Annotated in this window: 11 protein-coding genes; 7 read left to right on the forward strand and 4 right to left on the reverse strand. The window is 34.0% G+C overall.

Annotation, left to right across the window (positions count from 1 at the left end):
• From BVG17_RS00895 to BVG17_RS09925, 6 genes are all read left to right on the forward strand, one after another.
• Positions 1–717: SH3 domain-containing protein (locus tag BVG17_RS00895; RefSeq protein WP_458695038.1), on the forward strand; the 717-nt coding region annotated here is incomplete at its 5' end.
• A gap of 168 nt (positions 718–885) precedes the next feature.
• On the forward strand, positions 886–1,587 hold the full coding sequence (locus BVG17_RS00900) for an ankyrin repeat domain-containing protein (protein ID WP_143688763.1): 702 nt from the start codon (positions 886–888) through the stop codon (positions 1,585–1,587).
• A gap of 31 nt (positions 1,588–1,618) precedes the next feature.
• Positions 1,619–2,092 carry an ankyrin repeat domain-containing protein gene (locus BVG17_RS00905; protein WP_019236494.1) on the forward strand — a complete coding sequence of 158 codons (474 nt, stop codon included), beginning with the start codon at positions 1,619–1,621 and terminating at the stop codon, positions 2,090–2,092.
• A gap of 4 nt (positions 2,093–2,096) precedes the next feature.
• The gene (locus BVG17_RS00910) at positions 2,097–2,528 is read left to right on the forward strand and encodes a DUF2924 domain-containing protein (RefSeq protein ID WP_143688762.1); all 432 of its coding nucleotides are present in this window, start codon (positions 2,097–2,099) and stop codon (positions 2,526–2,528) included.
• A gap of 10 nt (positions 2,529–2,538) precedes the next feature.
• Positions 2,539–4,023: a recombinase family protein gene (locus BVG17_RS00915; RefSeq protein WP_143688921.1), complete on the forward strand. Its 1,485-nt coding sequence runs from the start codon at positions 2,539–2,541 to the stop codon at positions 4,021–4,023.
• Positions 4,024–4,157: 134 nt separating this feature from the next.
• On the forward strand, positions 4,158–4,283 hold the full coding sequence (locus BVG17_RS09925; protein WP_255447008.1) for a hypothetical protein: 126 nt from the start codon (positions 4,158–4,160) through the stop codon (positions 4,281–4,283).
• 160 nt (positions 4,284–4,443) lie between these two features.
• Here BVG17_RS09925 and BVG17_RS00920 read toward each other — a convergent pair whose 3' ends face one another.
• On the reverse strand, positions 4,444–6,849 hold the full coding sequence (locus BVG17_RS00920; protein ID WP_143688761.1) for an ankyrin repeat domain-containing protein: 2,406 nt from the start codon (positions 6,847–6,849) through the stop codon (positions 4,444–4,446).
• A gap of 61 nt (positions 6,850–6,910) precedes the next feature.
• Positions 6,911–8,464 (reverse strand): ankyrin repeat domain-containing protein, encoded by a 1,554-nt coding sequence (locus BVG17_RS00925; protein WP_143688760.1) that lies wholly within the window; start codon positions 8,462–8,464, stop codon positions 6,911–6,913.
• A gap of 644 nt (positions 8,465–9,108) precedes the next feature.
• On the opposite strand from BVG17_RS00925, the gene BVG17_RS00930 reads away from it, so the two are divergent.
• Complete coding sequence (locus tag BVG17_RS00930) at positions 9,109–14,820, forward strand: ankyrin repeat domain-containing protein (RefSeq protein ID WP_206663913.1); 5,712 nt, start codon at positions 9,109–9,111, stop codon at positions 14,818–14,820.
• Here the strand turns inward: BVG17_RS00930 and BVG17_RS00935 are convergent.
• Together BVG17_RS00935 and BVG17_RS00940 are read right to left on the reverse strand one after the other, a co-directional pair.
• Positions 14,795–15,589 (reverse strand): Rpn family recombination-promoting nuclease/putative transposase, encoded by a 795-nt coding sequence (locus BVG17_RS00935; protein WP_143688772.1) that lies wholly within the window; start codon positions 15,587–15,589, stop codon positions 14,795–14,797. The genes BVG17_RS00930 and BVG17_RS00935 overlap by 26 nt on opposite strands.
• Positions 15,586–16,294: group II intron maturase-specific domain-containing protein (locus tag BVG17_RS00940; protein ID WP_276528479.1), on the reverse strand; the 709-nt coding region annotated here is incomplete at its 5' end. The genes BVG17_RS00940 and BVG17_RS00935, both read right to left, overlap by 4 nt.

The raw sequence follows: 16,294 nt of genomic DNA on the forward strand, positions 1-16,294 counted from the left end.
TTAGATGAAAGTTTATTTGGAAGTTTGTTATCAGACTACTCTGGTATAAAAGTTGAAAAAAATGGGCCAGTGTTATCGTTTGGAAGAATAAATTTTTTCAGTTCTAGAGGTCCGTTAGTAGAGATTGTAGACAACTATTTAAGAGAGCATTATGAACAAACATTTAGTAATGACATATATCGATTAGATGTAGCAGTACTTGGAGAAACAGAGGCTCATACAAAGGATTACAAAGGCATTTATGAAAGAAGTCATCATTGGTACAACTTAAAAGCACTATATCCTCTATCACAGAGCTTATTACCAGAAATAAAGTTTGCCAAAGCACAGATTGTACTGTCAGATAGCTGGAAATTAGGAGAAATAAATGGGTGCTTTCCAGTAAGTAGCGTAGAAGAAAAAGGAAATAAATTTGTATTGGGAAACGATAAACTTTCAGGGCAACGTTGGAATTTAAAACACAAGCCAATTTTAGAAAGGTTTAGCGTTACTCACCACTACAAAATAGAAAACTATACAGATCAGAAGATTACAAAATATGGTTTGGCAGAACACAACGTTTACTATAAAAATGATTTAGATTCAGAGCAAAAAGACTCAATACACGAATTAGAAAATTACATTTTAGTATTTTACCCGGGAGTACTGAAATGGCACGAACATCGACATTTGCACAGAAGTTGGAAAAGTAGTCAAGCAATATGTGTAATAAGTTAAATACTTATATTTAGATCCTCATATATTATATTAATAATAGGTAAAAGTGTATGAAATAAAAAGAAAAGGACTTGCTTTCTCATGCTAAAACGGACATGACTTGAATAGCAGCAGGTAAATATAAGAAATTTGTCTGGCGCTAGAAAAGCTAATTTTGTGAGGTATGAAATGAGTTTTAGCAAGAGTAAGTTTTTTAAAGAAGTATCAAGTAACGGATTTAAAGACATTAATAAAAGAAATGAAGAAGGAGAGACGATCTTGCATCAAGCATCTGATTACAAAACAGTGAGATTATTAATAAAAAAAGGGGCAGAGGTAAATGCAAGAGATAAAAATGGTTATACACCTCTACACTGTGCAGTATTTGCGAAAAGCTTAGAAAATGTAAAAGTGCTGCTAAGGTCGGGAGCAGAAGTAAATGCCACTCAATATGTCACTGGATGTACGCCACTCCACTCTGCGTGCAAAATGGGAGGAGCAGGAGTTGAAATAATAAAAGAGCTAGTAAAAGCAGGAGCTGAGGTTAATCAACTTAATAAATATGGTGCAACACCAATGTATTACATTTGGGAAAGTGAAAAGTATTCTCTGTGTGATAGTAAAGAAAGTGAAAAGGCAAGTAAATTTTTGAGAGAACAAGGAGGAGTAACAAAAAGTAGAGAACTGACATGCTATGGAATAGAGAGGCTAGTGGGAGAAATAGCAGACATGTTGAATGGGAGTTATTTACCAGAGCTAAAAATAATAGAGATAGGAGAAATAAGGAAGAAAGATAAGTCACTAATAAAGGAAGAATGTAAAAATTTAGCAAGCGAGATAATGAGCCAAGTAAACGAAATGATAGATGAGGTGGTGAGAAGGAAAGCTTAAAAAAAAGGTCAAAGAAAAGGTGAGGTAAATTATGTTAAAGTTTGGCAAATTTAATAAGTCAGCAAAAGAATTATTAGAGAACTCATATGAAAATATTTATGAAAGAGACAAGAAGGAAAGAACAGCTCTGCATTATGCAGTAGACGCAAAAACAGTGAAGTTGTTAGTTGAAAAAGGAGTGAATGTGAATGCAGCAGATGTGAAAGGATACACAGCACTGCACCTAGCGGTAACGGAGAAACGTCTAGAAATCGTGAGGGAATTGATAAAATCAGGAGGGAATGTAAATGCGGAAGAATATGGAAATAAATGCACACCGCTGCACCTTGCATGCATGATAGGCGAAAAAGAGATAGTGAAAGAATTAGTGAAGGCTGGAGGAGAAATAGAACAAGCGGATAAATTTGGAATGACAGCAATGGATTATGCGAAAAACAGTAAGGAGATCACTGAAATATTGAAGAAAGAAATAGACAGAATTGAAAAGCTATTTATGAAGGGCTAAAAATATGGAGAAAGAAATAGAAAAGAAAGTAATGAATTTAGAGAAAAAACCTTTGGGTGAAATGAGAAAAATATGGAAGAAGGTATATGGGGAAGAGGCGCCTAGATACTCAAAGAAATATCTGATACCAAGATTAGCTTATAGAATGCAGGAAAAAGCATATGGAGAAATGTCAAGAAAAGGAGCAAAAAGACTAGAGTATCTGGCAGATCGGCTAGAGAAGGGAAAAAGAATAAGTAGTGACAAATTACCAGTAGCAGGAACAGAGTTGATACTAGAGAGAGGAGAAGAGACGCATGCGGTAATGGTGACAGATAAGGGTTTAATCTACAGAGAAGAATTTTTTACGTCATTATCAGCAGTAGCCGGAAAAATAATGGGAATGAGCTACAACGGACCTTTATTATTTGGGATGCGTGATAAAAATGAAAATTGAAGAGAATAAAATGCTAAAAGAAGTAAGGTGTGCAATATATACAAGAAAATCAAATGAGGATGGACTAGAACAAAAGTTTAATAGTCTTGATGCGCAACGAATAGCATGTGAAAAGTACATAAAGAGCAGAGAGGGTTGGGTAATATTGGCAAAAAGGTACGATGATGGAGGTTTCTCAGGAAAAAACTTAGAAAGACCAGCGATAAAGGAATTATTTGAAGATGTAAAGGCAGGAGAAGTAGATTGTGTAGTAGTATATACATTAGACAGGCTCTCAAGGGAAACAAAAGATAGCATCGAAGTTACATCATTTTTTAGAAGACATAGAGTAAATTTTGTAGCAGTAACGCAGATATTTGATAATAATACGCCAATGGGAAAGTTCGTACAAACGGTGTTATCAGGAGCAGCACAGCTAGAAAGAGAGATGATAGTAGAGAGGGTAAAAAATAAAATAGCAACATCAAAAGAGCAAGGGTTGTGGATGGGTGGAACTTTGCCACTGGGGTATGATGTAAAAGATAAAGAATTAATAATAAATGAGAAAGAAGCAAAGTTGGTAAAACATATATTTGAGAGGTATATAGAGCTGAAGTCAATGGCAGAGTTGGCAAGAGAGTTAAACAGAGAAGGGTACCGAATAAGATCTGATATCTTTAAAAAGGCCACGGTGAGGAGAATAATAACAAATCCAATATATATGGGAAAAATACGGCATTATGAGAAACAGTATAAAGGAAAGCATGAAGCAATAATAGAAGAAGAAAACTGGCAAAAAGCGCAAGAATTAATAAAGAATCAGCCATATCAAGGGAAAAAATATGAAGAGGCACTACTAAAGGGGATAATCAAGTGCAAGAGCTGTGACGTAAATATGATACTAACGTATGCAAAAAAAGAAAATAAAAGGTACCGATATTACGTGTGCAATAACCATTTAAGAGGAAAAAGCTGTGCGTCAAAGAGTCGGAATATAGTAGCAGGAGAAGTAGAAAAAGAAGTAATGAAGAGAGCAGAGCACCTATACAAAAATTGGCAAGAAAAAGCGGAAGAATGGGAAGAGTTAAGCTTCGGAAAACAGAAGGAAGTAGTAAAGAACTTAATAAATGGAGTAATGGTAAGAGACGATGGAATAGTAGTAAGTTCTGAATCAGGAGAGATATTTATACCAATAAAGAAGAAAGGAAAAAAATGCACAGTAGTAGAGCCAGAAGGCAAAACAAACAATGCATTACTGAAAGCAGTGGTAAGAGCCCATCTGTGGAGACGGCAACTAGAAGAGGGAAAATATGCAAGTGTAGGAGAGCTGAGTGCCAAAATTAATATAGGTACAAGACGTATACAGCAAATTTTGAGGTTGAACTATTTAGCACCAAAGATTAAAGAAGACATAGTAAATGGGAGACAGCCAAGAGATTTAAAATTGTTTGATTTGAAAGAAATACCGATGCTTTGGAGTGAGCAAAGGGAGAAATTTTACGGCTCAGCGTCGTAACGTTTATAAAAACAACAATATGAAAAAACATCGAAAAAAGTATGTGACAGAAAATTAAAAAAGGTTATTGCAAAAGGAGCTACTACAAAGGGCCACACAAAAAGATGTTGAAATTGATATAGAAGAGCAAATAAATGTTACAAAATCAATTATGTGAAAATATCAATATAAATGATGAAGATTTTAGCATATTAGATGCAACAGTGATAGAAAATGATCCAATTTTAGCTGCATATTTTAATAGTAGATCTGGAGTGTAAAAGGCAGTTCAGCCAATTGTATGTTCCATATCCTCATTTTGTAGCCAGCTTAAAACAATATAAAAGAGTATTCTTAAAAGATCATAGACATTGGTACAATTTCCTTAATCTATAAATTATAGTAGTTTATATTTAAATAATAATCTTTAACTTTTATGATCTACCTAGCCCTAGAATCAGAAGTTCTTCTTAACTCTTCACGTCCTGCCCATTTGTTCTTAGACTCGCTTATTACTTCAGGATGCATTAATTTTCCAGACCTTTCAAAATATCCCCGTTCAATAGCATAGTAGACATAATCATTACCAAGTGCACAATCCTCGCCTAATTCTTCTTCATGACCTTTGAATTTTTCCAATACTTCCTCTTTATTACTCACTTCTACTATAATTTTGCTTTTATCTTGTACGTCAGGATACAGTTTAATGTCTATCTTTCCTAAACTAGTATAGAAAGTTAGTACTATATTGCCCGTAAGGTTAGTATAATTTCTTATCCCATCTTCCGTTACAATTTCTACCTCACTTTCACCTATTGCTATTACATCTCTTCTAGATTCTATACTTCCATGAGTTAAATTTGCTTCATTTATGATTTTCGCAACCTCAACTACACTATTTTCTGAATATTCCAAATAGAGAATAGAGTTATCCACTTTTACATTTTTCACCTTGCCAGTAGTTGCACTTTTAACAATTTCCATAAATTTCAAACTACGCTTTGCATAACTTTCATAGGCTTTTACCATATTAGCTTTGTGGCTTTTAAACTCTTCTAGTTCATCAATGACAAGAATGCTGCTTATAGTATGTAGTACTACTCCTTTTGATACTAAGTTACATACTATACGACTAGCAACCTCTACATCACTTGCAATTCTAGAGTTCTTTTTTAATTCACTAATTTTTCTTATTACACAATCTGCAAAGCCATATTTACTCTCATATTTCTTGTCATATAAACTTCCTGACACAGCAAAGTTCAGCATTACTCCTGCTTCTATAGCTCTTTTTACAACTTGCTCTAACTCGTTCATGTTTTCGGCTGCATTGGCCATATCTAAAAAAGTTTTCAATTCTTCCCGTTGGTTTAATATTAAAATGTTCCATAAAGCGGAATCTTTAGGTAAATGTTCTTTGTCCTTCCATCCTTTGTAATCAATTGCTCCTGCTTCTAACAGCAACCTTTCTGCTTCTTTAAAACGAATTTTATCACCATAACAAGCATCTCTAATCTTTTGAAAAATACGAGACTTTCCTTTGCAATCACGAAGATTTAAAATCTCTTTAAGACCTTCGTTTCCTCTATGCTGATTTAAAAACTCTCTTAGTTGATTAGTGCCAAGGCTATGACCGCAAATATTTTCTAAATGGCTTTTTGCTCTCATTTGCTCCTGAGTTAAAAAGATTTGTTCTAAAATATTCACTTCAAAAGGTTTTTTGTTAATAACTACAATATCTAGAGGAGTTTTTCCTTGTTTGTCAGGTTGATTACGTGCTCCTTTGTTCAGAAGTAAAGGTATATTTAAAGTATTATAATAAGCAGCATAGTGCAAAGGTGTTTGTCCTTCACTGTCAACTATGTTAGGGTCAGCTCCAGCTTTTAAAAGTAAAGTTATAAATGCTCCAACTGCCCAGGCCATATCTTTTTCTACTGCCAAATGCTCCATACTTTGTATTGCATGCAGTATTGTCAACTTGGACTTTCCTCTTTGAAGATTGAGAACGACCCTTAGATCATCATTACTTTTGTTATCTTGTAAAAAATTCTCAAACTTTGTAATGTTAGAAAATGGAAAGTCTTTTAGGAGACTTAACAACGCCTTATTCAAATTTTTTTGGCCCTCTTTTAAGTCAGGTGCACCTGAAGACCACTCAGATATTAAATTATTGAATTCTTCCCTTTTTATAATAGAGATCAAAGAGCTGTTATCACTAAGCAGCAATGAGTATTTAAGTGATTCATATCCATCATCCACTTGCTCTTCTTTCTGTTTCGCTTCTCTCTTCTCCAAATTATCTATATCACCATCTTTAATGAGTGCAATTAAATACTTCAAAAATTCAACATTTCTATTTTCCAGTAAGGGACATGCTCCATTCTTCATAAGAATCGAGATCATTTTTGTATTTCGACCAGCCAAGTATAATGGAGTCCTACCTTTTTCATCTACTGCATTAACATCAGCCCCATTGTTTATTAGGTGCTCTACTATTTTTGTTTTGTTACCCAAGATAGCATGATGCAAGGGTGTACTTCCATCATTATATTTCTTCCTAACACTTGCCCCATTTTTTATCAGGACCTCTACCATTCGTGTATTTCTATGTAAGATAGCATAATATAATGGATCACGATTGTATATATCCATTCTATTAACATCAGCCCCTTTTTGTATAAGAGTCTCCACTATTCGTTTATTGTTTTTCAAAACAGCAAGCTGTAATAGGCCAGATGTATCTACTTGTTTTAGCTTTTTTTCTACTTTTCCGACCACGTTACTCTCACTTAAACCAACGTCAGTATCAATAGAAGCTAGTATTTCTTCCAACTTGTCAAAACTCATAACTCTCCTCAGTTTAAAAACTCATATTTTATTATTATATACTTGACATAAAAAACAAGAGCTATGTAACATTTACTCTTAAGATGTTATCGGTTTCTGGTAAACTTTGTATCTCTACTTCATATTCATTTAGCTTAGTACTAGGTTTTAATATTCTATATGTAATGCTGCCAGCAATGGCTCCAACTATCAATGCAGCAATAACTAATATTGATAAACTAACATGAGTAACAATACATCCCATAGTTACTGTCAACATGGCTATTACACCTACAGAGAAACTAGTCTTTATTGCTTTTGAAGTTTCAGAATGCTTCTTTTCTTGAAAATTAAGATACTCAACAATATTTTTGTGGCCGTTTCTATCAGCTAAATCCAGGGGGGTATTACAATCAACGTCCTTTACGTCAATAGTAGCCTTTTTTTCCTCTACAAGATATTGAACTATGTCTGAGCAACCCATTCTAGCAGCTTCATGCAACGCAGTACTGCCACTTTTGCTTTTTGCTTCAACGTTAGCCCCTTTGTCTAACAGAGCTTGAACTACTTCTAAGTGGCCAGTTTCAGCAGCTATATGCAAAGCAGTACAGCCTTCGTTGTTTCGTGTTTCAAAACTAGCACCCTTTTCTAACAGAAATTGAACTACTTCCAAATGACCACATCCAGCAGCTTCATTCAAAGCAGTATCGCCATCGTTGTTTTTTGCTTCAACATCAGCACCTTTGTCTAGTAGAGCTTGTACTATTTCTAAGTAGCCCTCTCGAGCAGGAATATGCAAGACACATTTGAAACTCTTCTTTAATATGTCAGCATTATCCATTTTATCCAATAGAGCTTGAACTACTTCTGAGTGACCATTTGCAGCAGTATAATGCAAAGCAGTTAAGTCATCATTTTCTTTTGCCTCAAAAACGGCTCCTTTTTCTAACAGAAATTTAACTACTTCTAAGCGGTCCTCTCTAGCAGCAATATGCAAAGGAGTTTCATTATCATCGTTCTCTTGGTTAATATCAATTCCTTTTTCGTCTACAAAGTACTTAACTATTGCTAAGCGACCGTTTTCGGCAGCAAGATGCAAAGCAGTATCGCCATTGTTGTTTTGTGCATCAATATCAGCATCTTTATCTAATAGAGCTTGAACTATTCCTAAGTGACCTTCTCTAGCAGCATAATGCAAAGCAGTACGCCCTTCGTTACCTGGTTCCTCAACACTAGCCCCTTTTTCTAACAGAAATTGAACTACTTCTAAGTGGCCATCTTCAGCAGCTATATGTAAAGGAGTTTCATTATCATCGTTCTTTTGGTTAATATTGATTCTTTTTTCATTTATAAAGTACTTAACTACTGCTAAGCAACCATTTTCAGTAGCACAATGAAGAGCAGTGCAGCCTTCGCTATTTTGTTCTTCAACACTGGCTCCTTTACCTAACAGAGCTTTAACTATTTCTAAGTGGCCTTCTTGAGCAGCTATATGTAAAGCAGTATCGCCATTGTCGTTTTGTGCCTCAACATCAGCATCTTTGTTTAGTAAAGCTTGAACTGCTTCTGAGTTGCCATCTTTAGCAGCACAATGTAACTTAGTATTACCATTACTTTCGTGTACATTAGGATACATAATTTACCTCACTTTAAAAACCTATGTTTTGATTATTACATACTTGATATGATCAGCAAGGGTTTTATATGTTTCTCGAAACTGCAAATTTGTTGTATATAGGTATAGAAAAATATCTTTTATTTCGAATTTGATAGAAAAATACTTCAACTTAGTGTCATAAGGATTTCAATTATTTACTCCTTCAAAAAAGGTCGTATATTTGTGAGAAAAAGCAGCATAAAATAAGATTATAAAAATAGAAGATTTAAATTATTTCCATAAGCTCAAGCAAAACAGTTCGTATATAGATGTGGATGAAATGGCCTAATATGGCTAATTTTAGCGTATAATGAAATCACTATAATAAAAAGTTCGTATGGTACACATGGTAGACCATCCCATCCCAAAACGAACAGTTCTCACGCTTGCTGGTTTTAGTTGCCGGAAATGGCTGTATTGTTTCAGTTTTGAGTAATATGTAAAATTGAATTAGTCTTTAGAAATAGAAAGAGTACATTGTAGTAAAAAAATAGAGGTGTTTTTGCAAGCACTGGCTTTAGTTTAAAAAATAAAAACTAAAATAAAATGCTAAAAAAGTTCTTCTGATATTTCTTTTTATCCATAATATAGTTATATTTAGTCTAATTAATACTGGAGGCATTATGTTAAATGCATCATGCTCTGTAAATCATGCAGAGAAAAGCCCAGGAGTTTTAAAGCAAACACCTGATCAATCTAGCTTGATGAGTGAAGATATATCATCATCTAACAGTCAGCAAACATTAAAGTTGCCAGAAGATTTTACAATAGGGAAAGCAATTGGAAGAGGGGATTGTTTCTTTGATGCGGTTGCACAAGTACTTAATCAACTAAAGCCAGGAACAAACTTTACTGTGAAATCCTTGAGAGAATTTTGTAGGAAGCAAGCTTTAATTAGTCAAAAAGTGAAAGGAAAGATTATAGCAGACGCTAGAAATCGTAGAGATTCTATAGTAGTACTGCCAGAGCCAGGTATTGATGATGATGAATTATGGAAGACTTATTTGATTGGTATAGAATACAGTGCTGAAGATATAAAAAAAATGCAAAAGGACAATAAGGATGTGTTTATATTGTTAACTAGCTTACACTATGGAAGTACGTTGCAGATTCCTATATGTGGCAGGCCTGAAATTGAGGGGAGCATAATTTGTGGTGAATATAATGTTAAGCTACATATTATCAAAGATCTGTGCTATTCAGGGTGGTCAAGTTATCTTATTGATGAGCTAGGATCTAGATCTGTAAGTACAAATTATAGTGCCAAGGATACTATACATATAATAAGCAAAGGAGATTATCATTTTGATCCTGTCTTGAAAAAGGAAGTTCAGCGAGTGTTACCTCTTTCTAATCTAACTCAAGCTCAGAGTATGCTTAGTGGACTGCCATTGGAAAAAATATACGAAAAATTTGCTAGTGTTATAGAGGATTGTAGTCTTTCAGAAAATGAAAAGATTGAAAAGCTAAAAGCTTTTTTCAAAGCATGCCCGAGGCTAGATGTTAATTTTCAGGTTAATGATCGTAATGATACACCTTTACATAGTGCTGTTTATGAGGGAGATTCAAAGATTGTTAAGTTTCTACTAAGGGCAGGAGCGAATGTTAATATTTCAAATAATGAGGGAAATACTCCTATAGATATTGCTGAAGAGAGTAACAGGGAAGATATTGCTAAGGTGTTGCAACCATTTGTTTCACGTAAGGAAGTTAATGTTCCAGGAGATGGCAGTTGCTTGTTTTGGTCTGTTGCTTTAGCTTACTTGACTCCCGTAAAATTTGATAATGATACTTTCTGTGAGAGGTTTAAAAAACTATTTACAAGCAAGTATAATGCACGTCTAACACAAAGGCTCATTCAACAAGTTAATGCAGATCTTTATAAGGATAACACACTAATAATGTTAGTAACGAGAGTATTTCGTGATGAAGTTGCTAATGCAATGTATTCAAATCGAGAAGTACTTAAAAATAAGATTAGTATGGAAGATTTCCTTGAGAGTCACAGTGGAAATCATTTTACAGAAGGTATCTTTAAAGAAAAGTTTAAAAGTAAGTTCAGTGCTGAGAAAGTTAAGAAATATGGTATCGATATTAGTAAACTTCAGCCCAATTTTTTTGATAAAGATACAGTAAAGGAAATTTACACTGAGCTTAATAAAATACAAAACCGTGATCAAATTCAGGAATTTTTGTTTGAAGTATATTTGGAATGCATGAGGATGTATAGAACTTGGGGTGGAGAACATGAAATAAGCGTAATGTCTGAATTACTAGAGACTGCGATAATAGTGTCTCAAAGAGATTCGGAAGATTATATATATAATAAAGAGAAAAAATATTGTAATAAAATACACTTATCCTATAAAGGAGAGAATCATTATCAATTTTACCAAGTAAAATATTCAAATTTAATGAAATTTGCTCTGAGTTTTGTACAATCATTTGAAATGAAGCTCACTATATACGATGTGTTTGTGAATACATTGAGAAATGGGAACGTAATGTTTTGTGATGGAATAGGCACTAGTAAATTTGTGCGAAGAATTCTGGGATTTTCAGCATACACAGGTATCAGAATAATGTCTGATGAGAGAGCATCATTGAAAGTAGGTAATGTAATAAAAGCGACAAAGAGTTTTGTTAATTTATCAGACTTAATAGAAACATTTAATGAATATAAACTGGGCTTTAGAAAGATATTAGTGGATGCTGGATGCAATATTTTTCAAAGTTTTGAAATGCAATTTGAAAAAATTGGTCTTAATCATGTTTCAAAGGTAGTAGATGACATTGTAAATAAGATAATTGAATATTACATTCAGAAAGAATATAGTGAAGATTTGAGAAGTATAGGGATAGCTGAGGCTCTTGTTTCAGGTAAATACCGGCAAGAGATACACGATGAAAGAGTACAGTATGGAGAGAAAAGTTATACCCTTAGGGGCTTATATGAAAACATTGGAGTTGCAGAAGGAAGTGAAGGTTTCTTCATCTATTATAGAAAAAATAATGAAGATAGTCAATATGGTTATCGTCGTTCTCTTATGGGTGAAAAGTCAAAAAAAATATATGATACGGAATATACTAAGGTACAAACTACAAACGTAGAACTTGAAAATTATGTGTATACTTTGGAGAGACAAGACTTTAAGAATACCATAGAACAGGTATTTTATGTTGCTAATAAGGAAATTCAAGTTCCAAGTACAAAAAGAATTGATGATTTTATAGTAAAAATTAAATCTTATATTGAACAAGAAGTAGGCTTTTTAAGCAAGCATATCTTACGTTGTTATCAAGAACGCAAAGAAAGTTTAGATGTGCGCGTGAGATACTTAGTTAAAGTAAAAGAAGAAATAGAAAGGTCCGGTAAAGGGAAATATATTAGAAAAGGCAAAGAAATACTAGAGAGGACTGAGAAAAATAGGAATGTTATCTCTTTGATGGAAGAAAAATTAATAACAACACCACATTCTTTCTATCATCAAAAAGTAAAAGAAGCATTTGTGAGCCGTGCTGAAGTAATCTCTCGAGACTATAGCAATCTCTTCAAGTGTGATGATACAGAAAGATCTAGAAATGTTAGGTCTCGTATAAAGGCGTCAAGTATAAAAGCGTTGGCGCTTATGTTTAAGAAAATGGACTGTAAGGATGTGTTAGGCCCAGTAGAAGAATTTATTGGGAGGCAGGAACAAATAGAGGAGATATATAGGAAATTACAGGAAGGAGCAGTAGTAATAATAGGTCCATCTGGTATTGGCAAAACCCAACTAGCTAGAAAATTTGTTGAAGAAAACAAGCAAGTTTATCTTCATGCTTATGAGGTAAATACTCAAGATATGTTATCCATAGAGAGTTCTTTTGCTTCCTTTGTTCGAGATAGGTTAGCCATGTCTATGGAAGAAGATAAGGATAAAAAAAGAAAAAAATATCTGCTCCTTTTTGAAAGAGCTAAGAAAGAAGATGTGGAGAAGGTTTTAAAGATTAGACGAGAAAGAGGTGGTTTTGATTGCTTATTTACTTCTTCTGACCATGGTTATCAAGATATAGCAGAAGTAACTTTGGGCAATCTTGAAGAAGAACAAGCTAAGCAACTTGTCAAACAAATCTTGGGGTTAGTAGATAAATCACAAAACGAACAAATAAAAATACTTGTAGGAAAGTTAAAGAATTTTCCCTTGGCCATAAAGCAAGCAGCAATATGCATTAGAAACAGAAAATTAAGTGCTTCAGGAAGAGTATTTGGAATCTATGAATATTTAGCACAGTATGAAGATTATGATCTGGCACTTCCACAAATTACCGGGCAAAATGAATACGAAAGAGTATTGCAAATAACATTGCTAATTTCTATGAAAGCGATACAAGAGATCAATTCTACGGAAAAAACTCTTAAAATTATAAGTACTATGGCTTATTTTGGTCCTGGTCAAATTGATCCAAATTTATTTCTTACCTATAATAGAGATGAGGATGAACTGTACTCCTTTTTTGAATTACTGGAACGGTATTCTATTATTCATGTAGAAGAGAGAAATGAGTACAAAGTGTATTTTATGCATGAGTTAATAAGAAAAGCAATACGCTCACAGCTTAGTGTAGATGAGGAAAAGCAAGCATTAAGTTATGCCATAAGATTGGTGTGCGAAGCTGAAGAAGATTTTTACCCATATGTGGGTCATCCTCTGTCTTTGCTTTATTATAGTCGAGAATATGAAGGCTTAGCGAGAGAAAATTGTTATCTTGCACATATGATTTTAAGTGCCTTAAACACGCTATGTGAGTATAAAGAAGCTCTTAAATTCGGATTGGAAGCATTCAAAGTATTTATTATAACAAATGAAGAAACAGTAAGGGCGAGATATGAGATAGCTAATACAATGGTTGCCTTAGGAGAATATGACTCAGCATTACAAGTCTTTTGGAACTTAAAAAAAGAAGAAACTTTAGAATGTACTCTTTCTTTTTTAAGCGTGGATAAAGAAATAATTTTTATTTATTTCAAACAAAAGCGTTACGAGAATGCATTATCTTACCTTAAAGATAGTAGCTTCCTACTTACAAAACTACCTGATAAGAAAGATCAACGCTATTTGAATAATTATTTAAGTATGCTAAATACTATAGCTAAAATACTTGTAATGCAAGAAAGGTATTTTGATGCATTTACAATACTGCACTATGAAAGAGTACTTAGGGATGAAATTTTCCTTAGAAGAAACGATTTTGAATTCTATGATGGTCTTTATTTTTATCCTCATGGCATATACGGATTTTGTAATTTAGAGGCAAAATACACCTATGCTTTAGTATACTTCTTCACAAGTCAAGGTAGAGGAAAAATAACTGTAGAAGAAAAAATGTTACCGCATGAAGAAGATTTATCACGTGAATTCAATATACAAACTTTACTTAATCAGCTGCAAGATGTTCTAAAAAATCAAGAAGATATTCAGTACTTACAATCGGCTCCTTATGTTGTTGAAAGAAAGATCAGAAAAGCACTTCAAGAAAAAGCAAAAGAGAAGATATTGAAAAATTTTGAAGAGGTGCTGCAGCTGCAAAAGGAATATGGATTTTTAGAGAATAACCCTAAAGTATTGTCTGTTAAGTTTTATATAGCCATTTTACATGGCCAGTTAGGAAACAGAAAAAAAGCATTACAGGAGCTTCAACAGGTGCAAGAAATGCAGGAGGAAATTATAGGATTAAATCATCCTGATACTTTGGAGACTGTAGATGCTATACAAGAGTTGTTCACTAGAGATGAAAATAGACTAACGTATTTAAAAAATGAGATAGAAAGAAGAGAATCGCTCTTGCAATTAAAAAAATCTGACCTGGATGCTCGTGGTGTTTCCATCTTAAAAGAGATGTATGCAAAGGAAAATAGCAATAATTATCCTTCAGTCAATGCTTCATCAAGTAGAGAGTTGCTATCTCAAGATAAAAGGCCCTCAGACACAGAGAATATACAAATTAAAAGGAGGAAAATAGATAATCAGCAGCAAGTCTCAGAGTTGCAAGATTGTACTTTACCATGCTCAGTGAAGGGTCAGTGTATATCACCTAAAAGAAGAAAATTGGAAAATATGAGAGTGACATCTCTAGGTAGTCAGAAGACTGAAAATCTACCACTAAGAAAAGGATCACTTATTGAGCTAAAATATAAACCGAATCATTATGACGATCAAATGCAAAGATTTATACAATGGGAAAATAGCAATTTGAAAAAGTCACAGCAGCCAATATCTTCACTTAACAGCATTACTGTAGAACCTGCAGATAATAAGAGCCTGAGAGGAGTTACTTCTTCTGGTCAAGTTGCTTAATCTCATCTAAAGAAAGGCCAGTGATTTCAGAGATAACATCAATAGAGACACCGGCCTTGAGTGAGTTTTTTGCAACTTCGATTTTTTCTGCTTTTCTTCCTTCCTCCCTACCTTTTTCACGGCCAATTTGGATGCCTTCTTGTCTACCTTTTTGAGTAGTATCATCGAGTTTTTGAGCAAGAACGGCCTGTTCATCACGAATACGCTTGATCTCTTGTTCATAGGCAATAAATTCTTTTTCTGACCAGTTGAACCTATTTAGTTCTTCATATGCTCTTTTAATTATTAGATCGCTACCTATTATTTTTTCCAGCTCTTCTTCACTAGTCTCATCTGCATATTTGAAGAAGTAAACCCATTTCTCGACTATACTTGAAAGCTGATCTTCTTTGGTTTTGGGAAATTTAGGCAATTCAATAAATACAAAATAAAAATCTTTTAGATCATGTTCATTAGTATCTTCATCGCGAATAGTGTGCTTTGATTTATACTCGGACTTATCAGGAAATAAAATACAATCTGCTATAGCAATAAAGATAATTTCCTTAAGGTTATGGTATTGATCACCTTTATCTGCTTGTCTTGAATAGGCTTTAGCAGCGTAATATTGGGCACGTTTTTCAAAGCCCTTAGTTTTAGCGACCAGGTCAGGTAAGGAAGCAGTATTACTACTACTCCCTCCCTTAGAAACGCAGCATGCAGGTTTCCCCACACTACGCTTGAGCCCCTTATCTAAGTTCTTCTTTTCTAGAACCGGCTTGTCCTTCATGATTCCTCAGGAAACATCATTCTTAATGGTGACACCAACAGTAGAGAACCTTCTCTTGAAAAGGAGCTTGCTAACATTCTTGTTCGTTTCACTCTCTCATCAAAATACTTTTTCCATTTTAAGTCAAGGGGATTTGCATCCGCTCTGATTTTAACATGTCGTCTGATAGGTATATCAATCAGCTTAAGCAGTCTTAAATACCGTATCTCTTTTGGTTTGTTCTTGCATATGGGTGCAGCAAAAACCCATTGGCGTTGACCCATTACTTTGAAGTAACGATTCTTTATCCAACGTAATCCTTTACGAGGATGTCTTTTCTTTGCCCATTTCCATAAACTATGCCAAATTTCATTGTCGATCTTTCTAAACGCTTTTTTAGCACACACATGGTGATAGTAATTTCCCCATCCTCTCAGTAGAGAGTTGAGTGACTTAATTACTATAGCCTGAGTGTTCGCTATATTTGCTTTTATCAATGTACGTGCTTTATTAAGAAGTCTTTTAATACTTTCTTTCGAAGGTTTAATAATTAACTTCTTATTATATCTACGTACATTACAACCAAGAAAGTCAAACCCTGTTGTAATAGATGTAATCTTTGTCTTCTCTTCTGACAGAATTAAACCTCGCTCATGAAGAAAGGATGATACTAAAGGCTTAACTTCCTTTTCCAGTACTTCATGTGTGAAACCTGAAATAATAAGG

This window comes from Wolbachia endosymbiont of Laodelphax striatellus (assembly GCF_007115015.1).
In the GTDB taxonomy this organism is placed as follows: domain Bacteria; phylum Pseudomonadota; class Alphaproteobacteria; order Rickettsiales; family Anaplasmataceae; genus Wolbachia.

Coding starts and splice junctions, on each gene's coding strand:
- BVG17_RS00900 (WP_143688763.1), top strand. CDS start 886: ATGAGTTTTAGCAAGAGTAAGTTTTTTAAAGAAGTATCAAGTAACGGA.
- BVG17_RS00905 (WP_019236494.1), top strand. CDS start 1,619: ATGTTAAAGTTTGGCAAATTTAATAAGTCAGCAAAAGAATTATTAGAG.
- BVG17_RS00910 (WP_143688762.1), top strand. CDS start 2,097: ATGGAGAAAGAAATAGAAAAGAAAGTAATGAATTTAGAGAAAAAACCT.
- BVG17_RS00915 (WP_143688921.1), top strand. CDS start 2,539: ATGCTAAAAGAAGTAAGGTGTGCAATATATACAAGAAAATCAAATGAG.
- BVG17_RS09925 (WP_255447008.1), top strand. CDS start 4,158: ATGTTACAAAATCAATTATGTGAAAATATCAATATAAATGATGAAGAT.
- BVG17_RS00920 (WP_143688761.1), bottom strand. CDS start 6,849: ATGAGTTTTGACAAGTTGGAAGAAATACTAGCTTCTATTGATACTGAC.
- BVG17_RS00925 (WP_143688760.1), bottom strand. CDS start 8,464: ATGTATCCTAATGTACACGAAAGTAATGGTAATACTAAGTTACATTGT.
- BVG17_RS00930 (WP_206663913.1), top strand. CDS start 9,109: ATGTTAAATGCATCATGCTCTGTAAATCATGCAGAGAAAAGCCCAGGA.
- BVG17_RS00935 (WP_143688772.1), bottom strand. CDS start 15,589: ATGAAGGACAAGCCGGTTCTAGAAAAGAAGAACTTAGATAAGGGGCTC.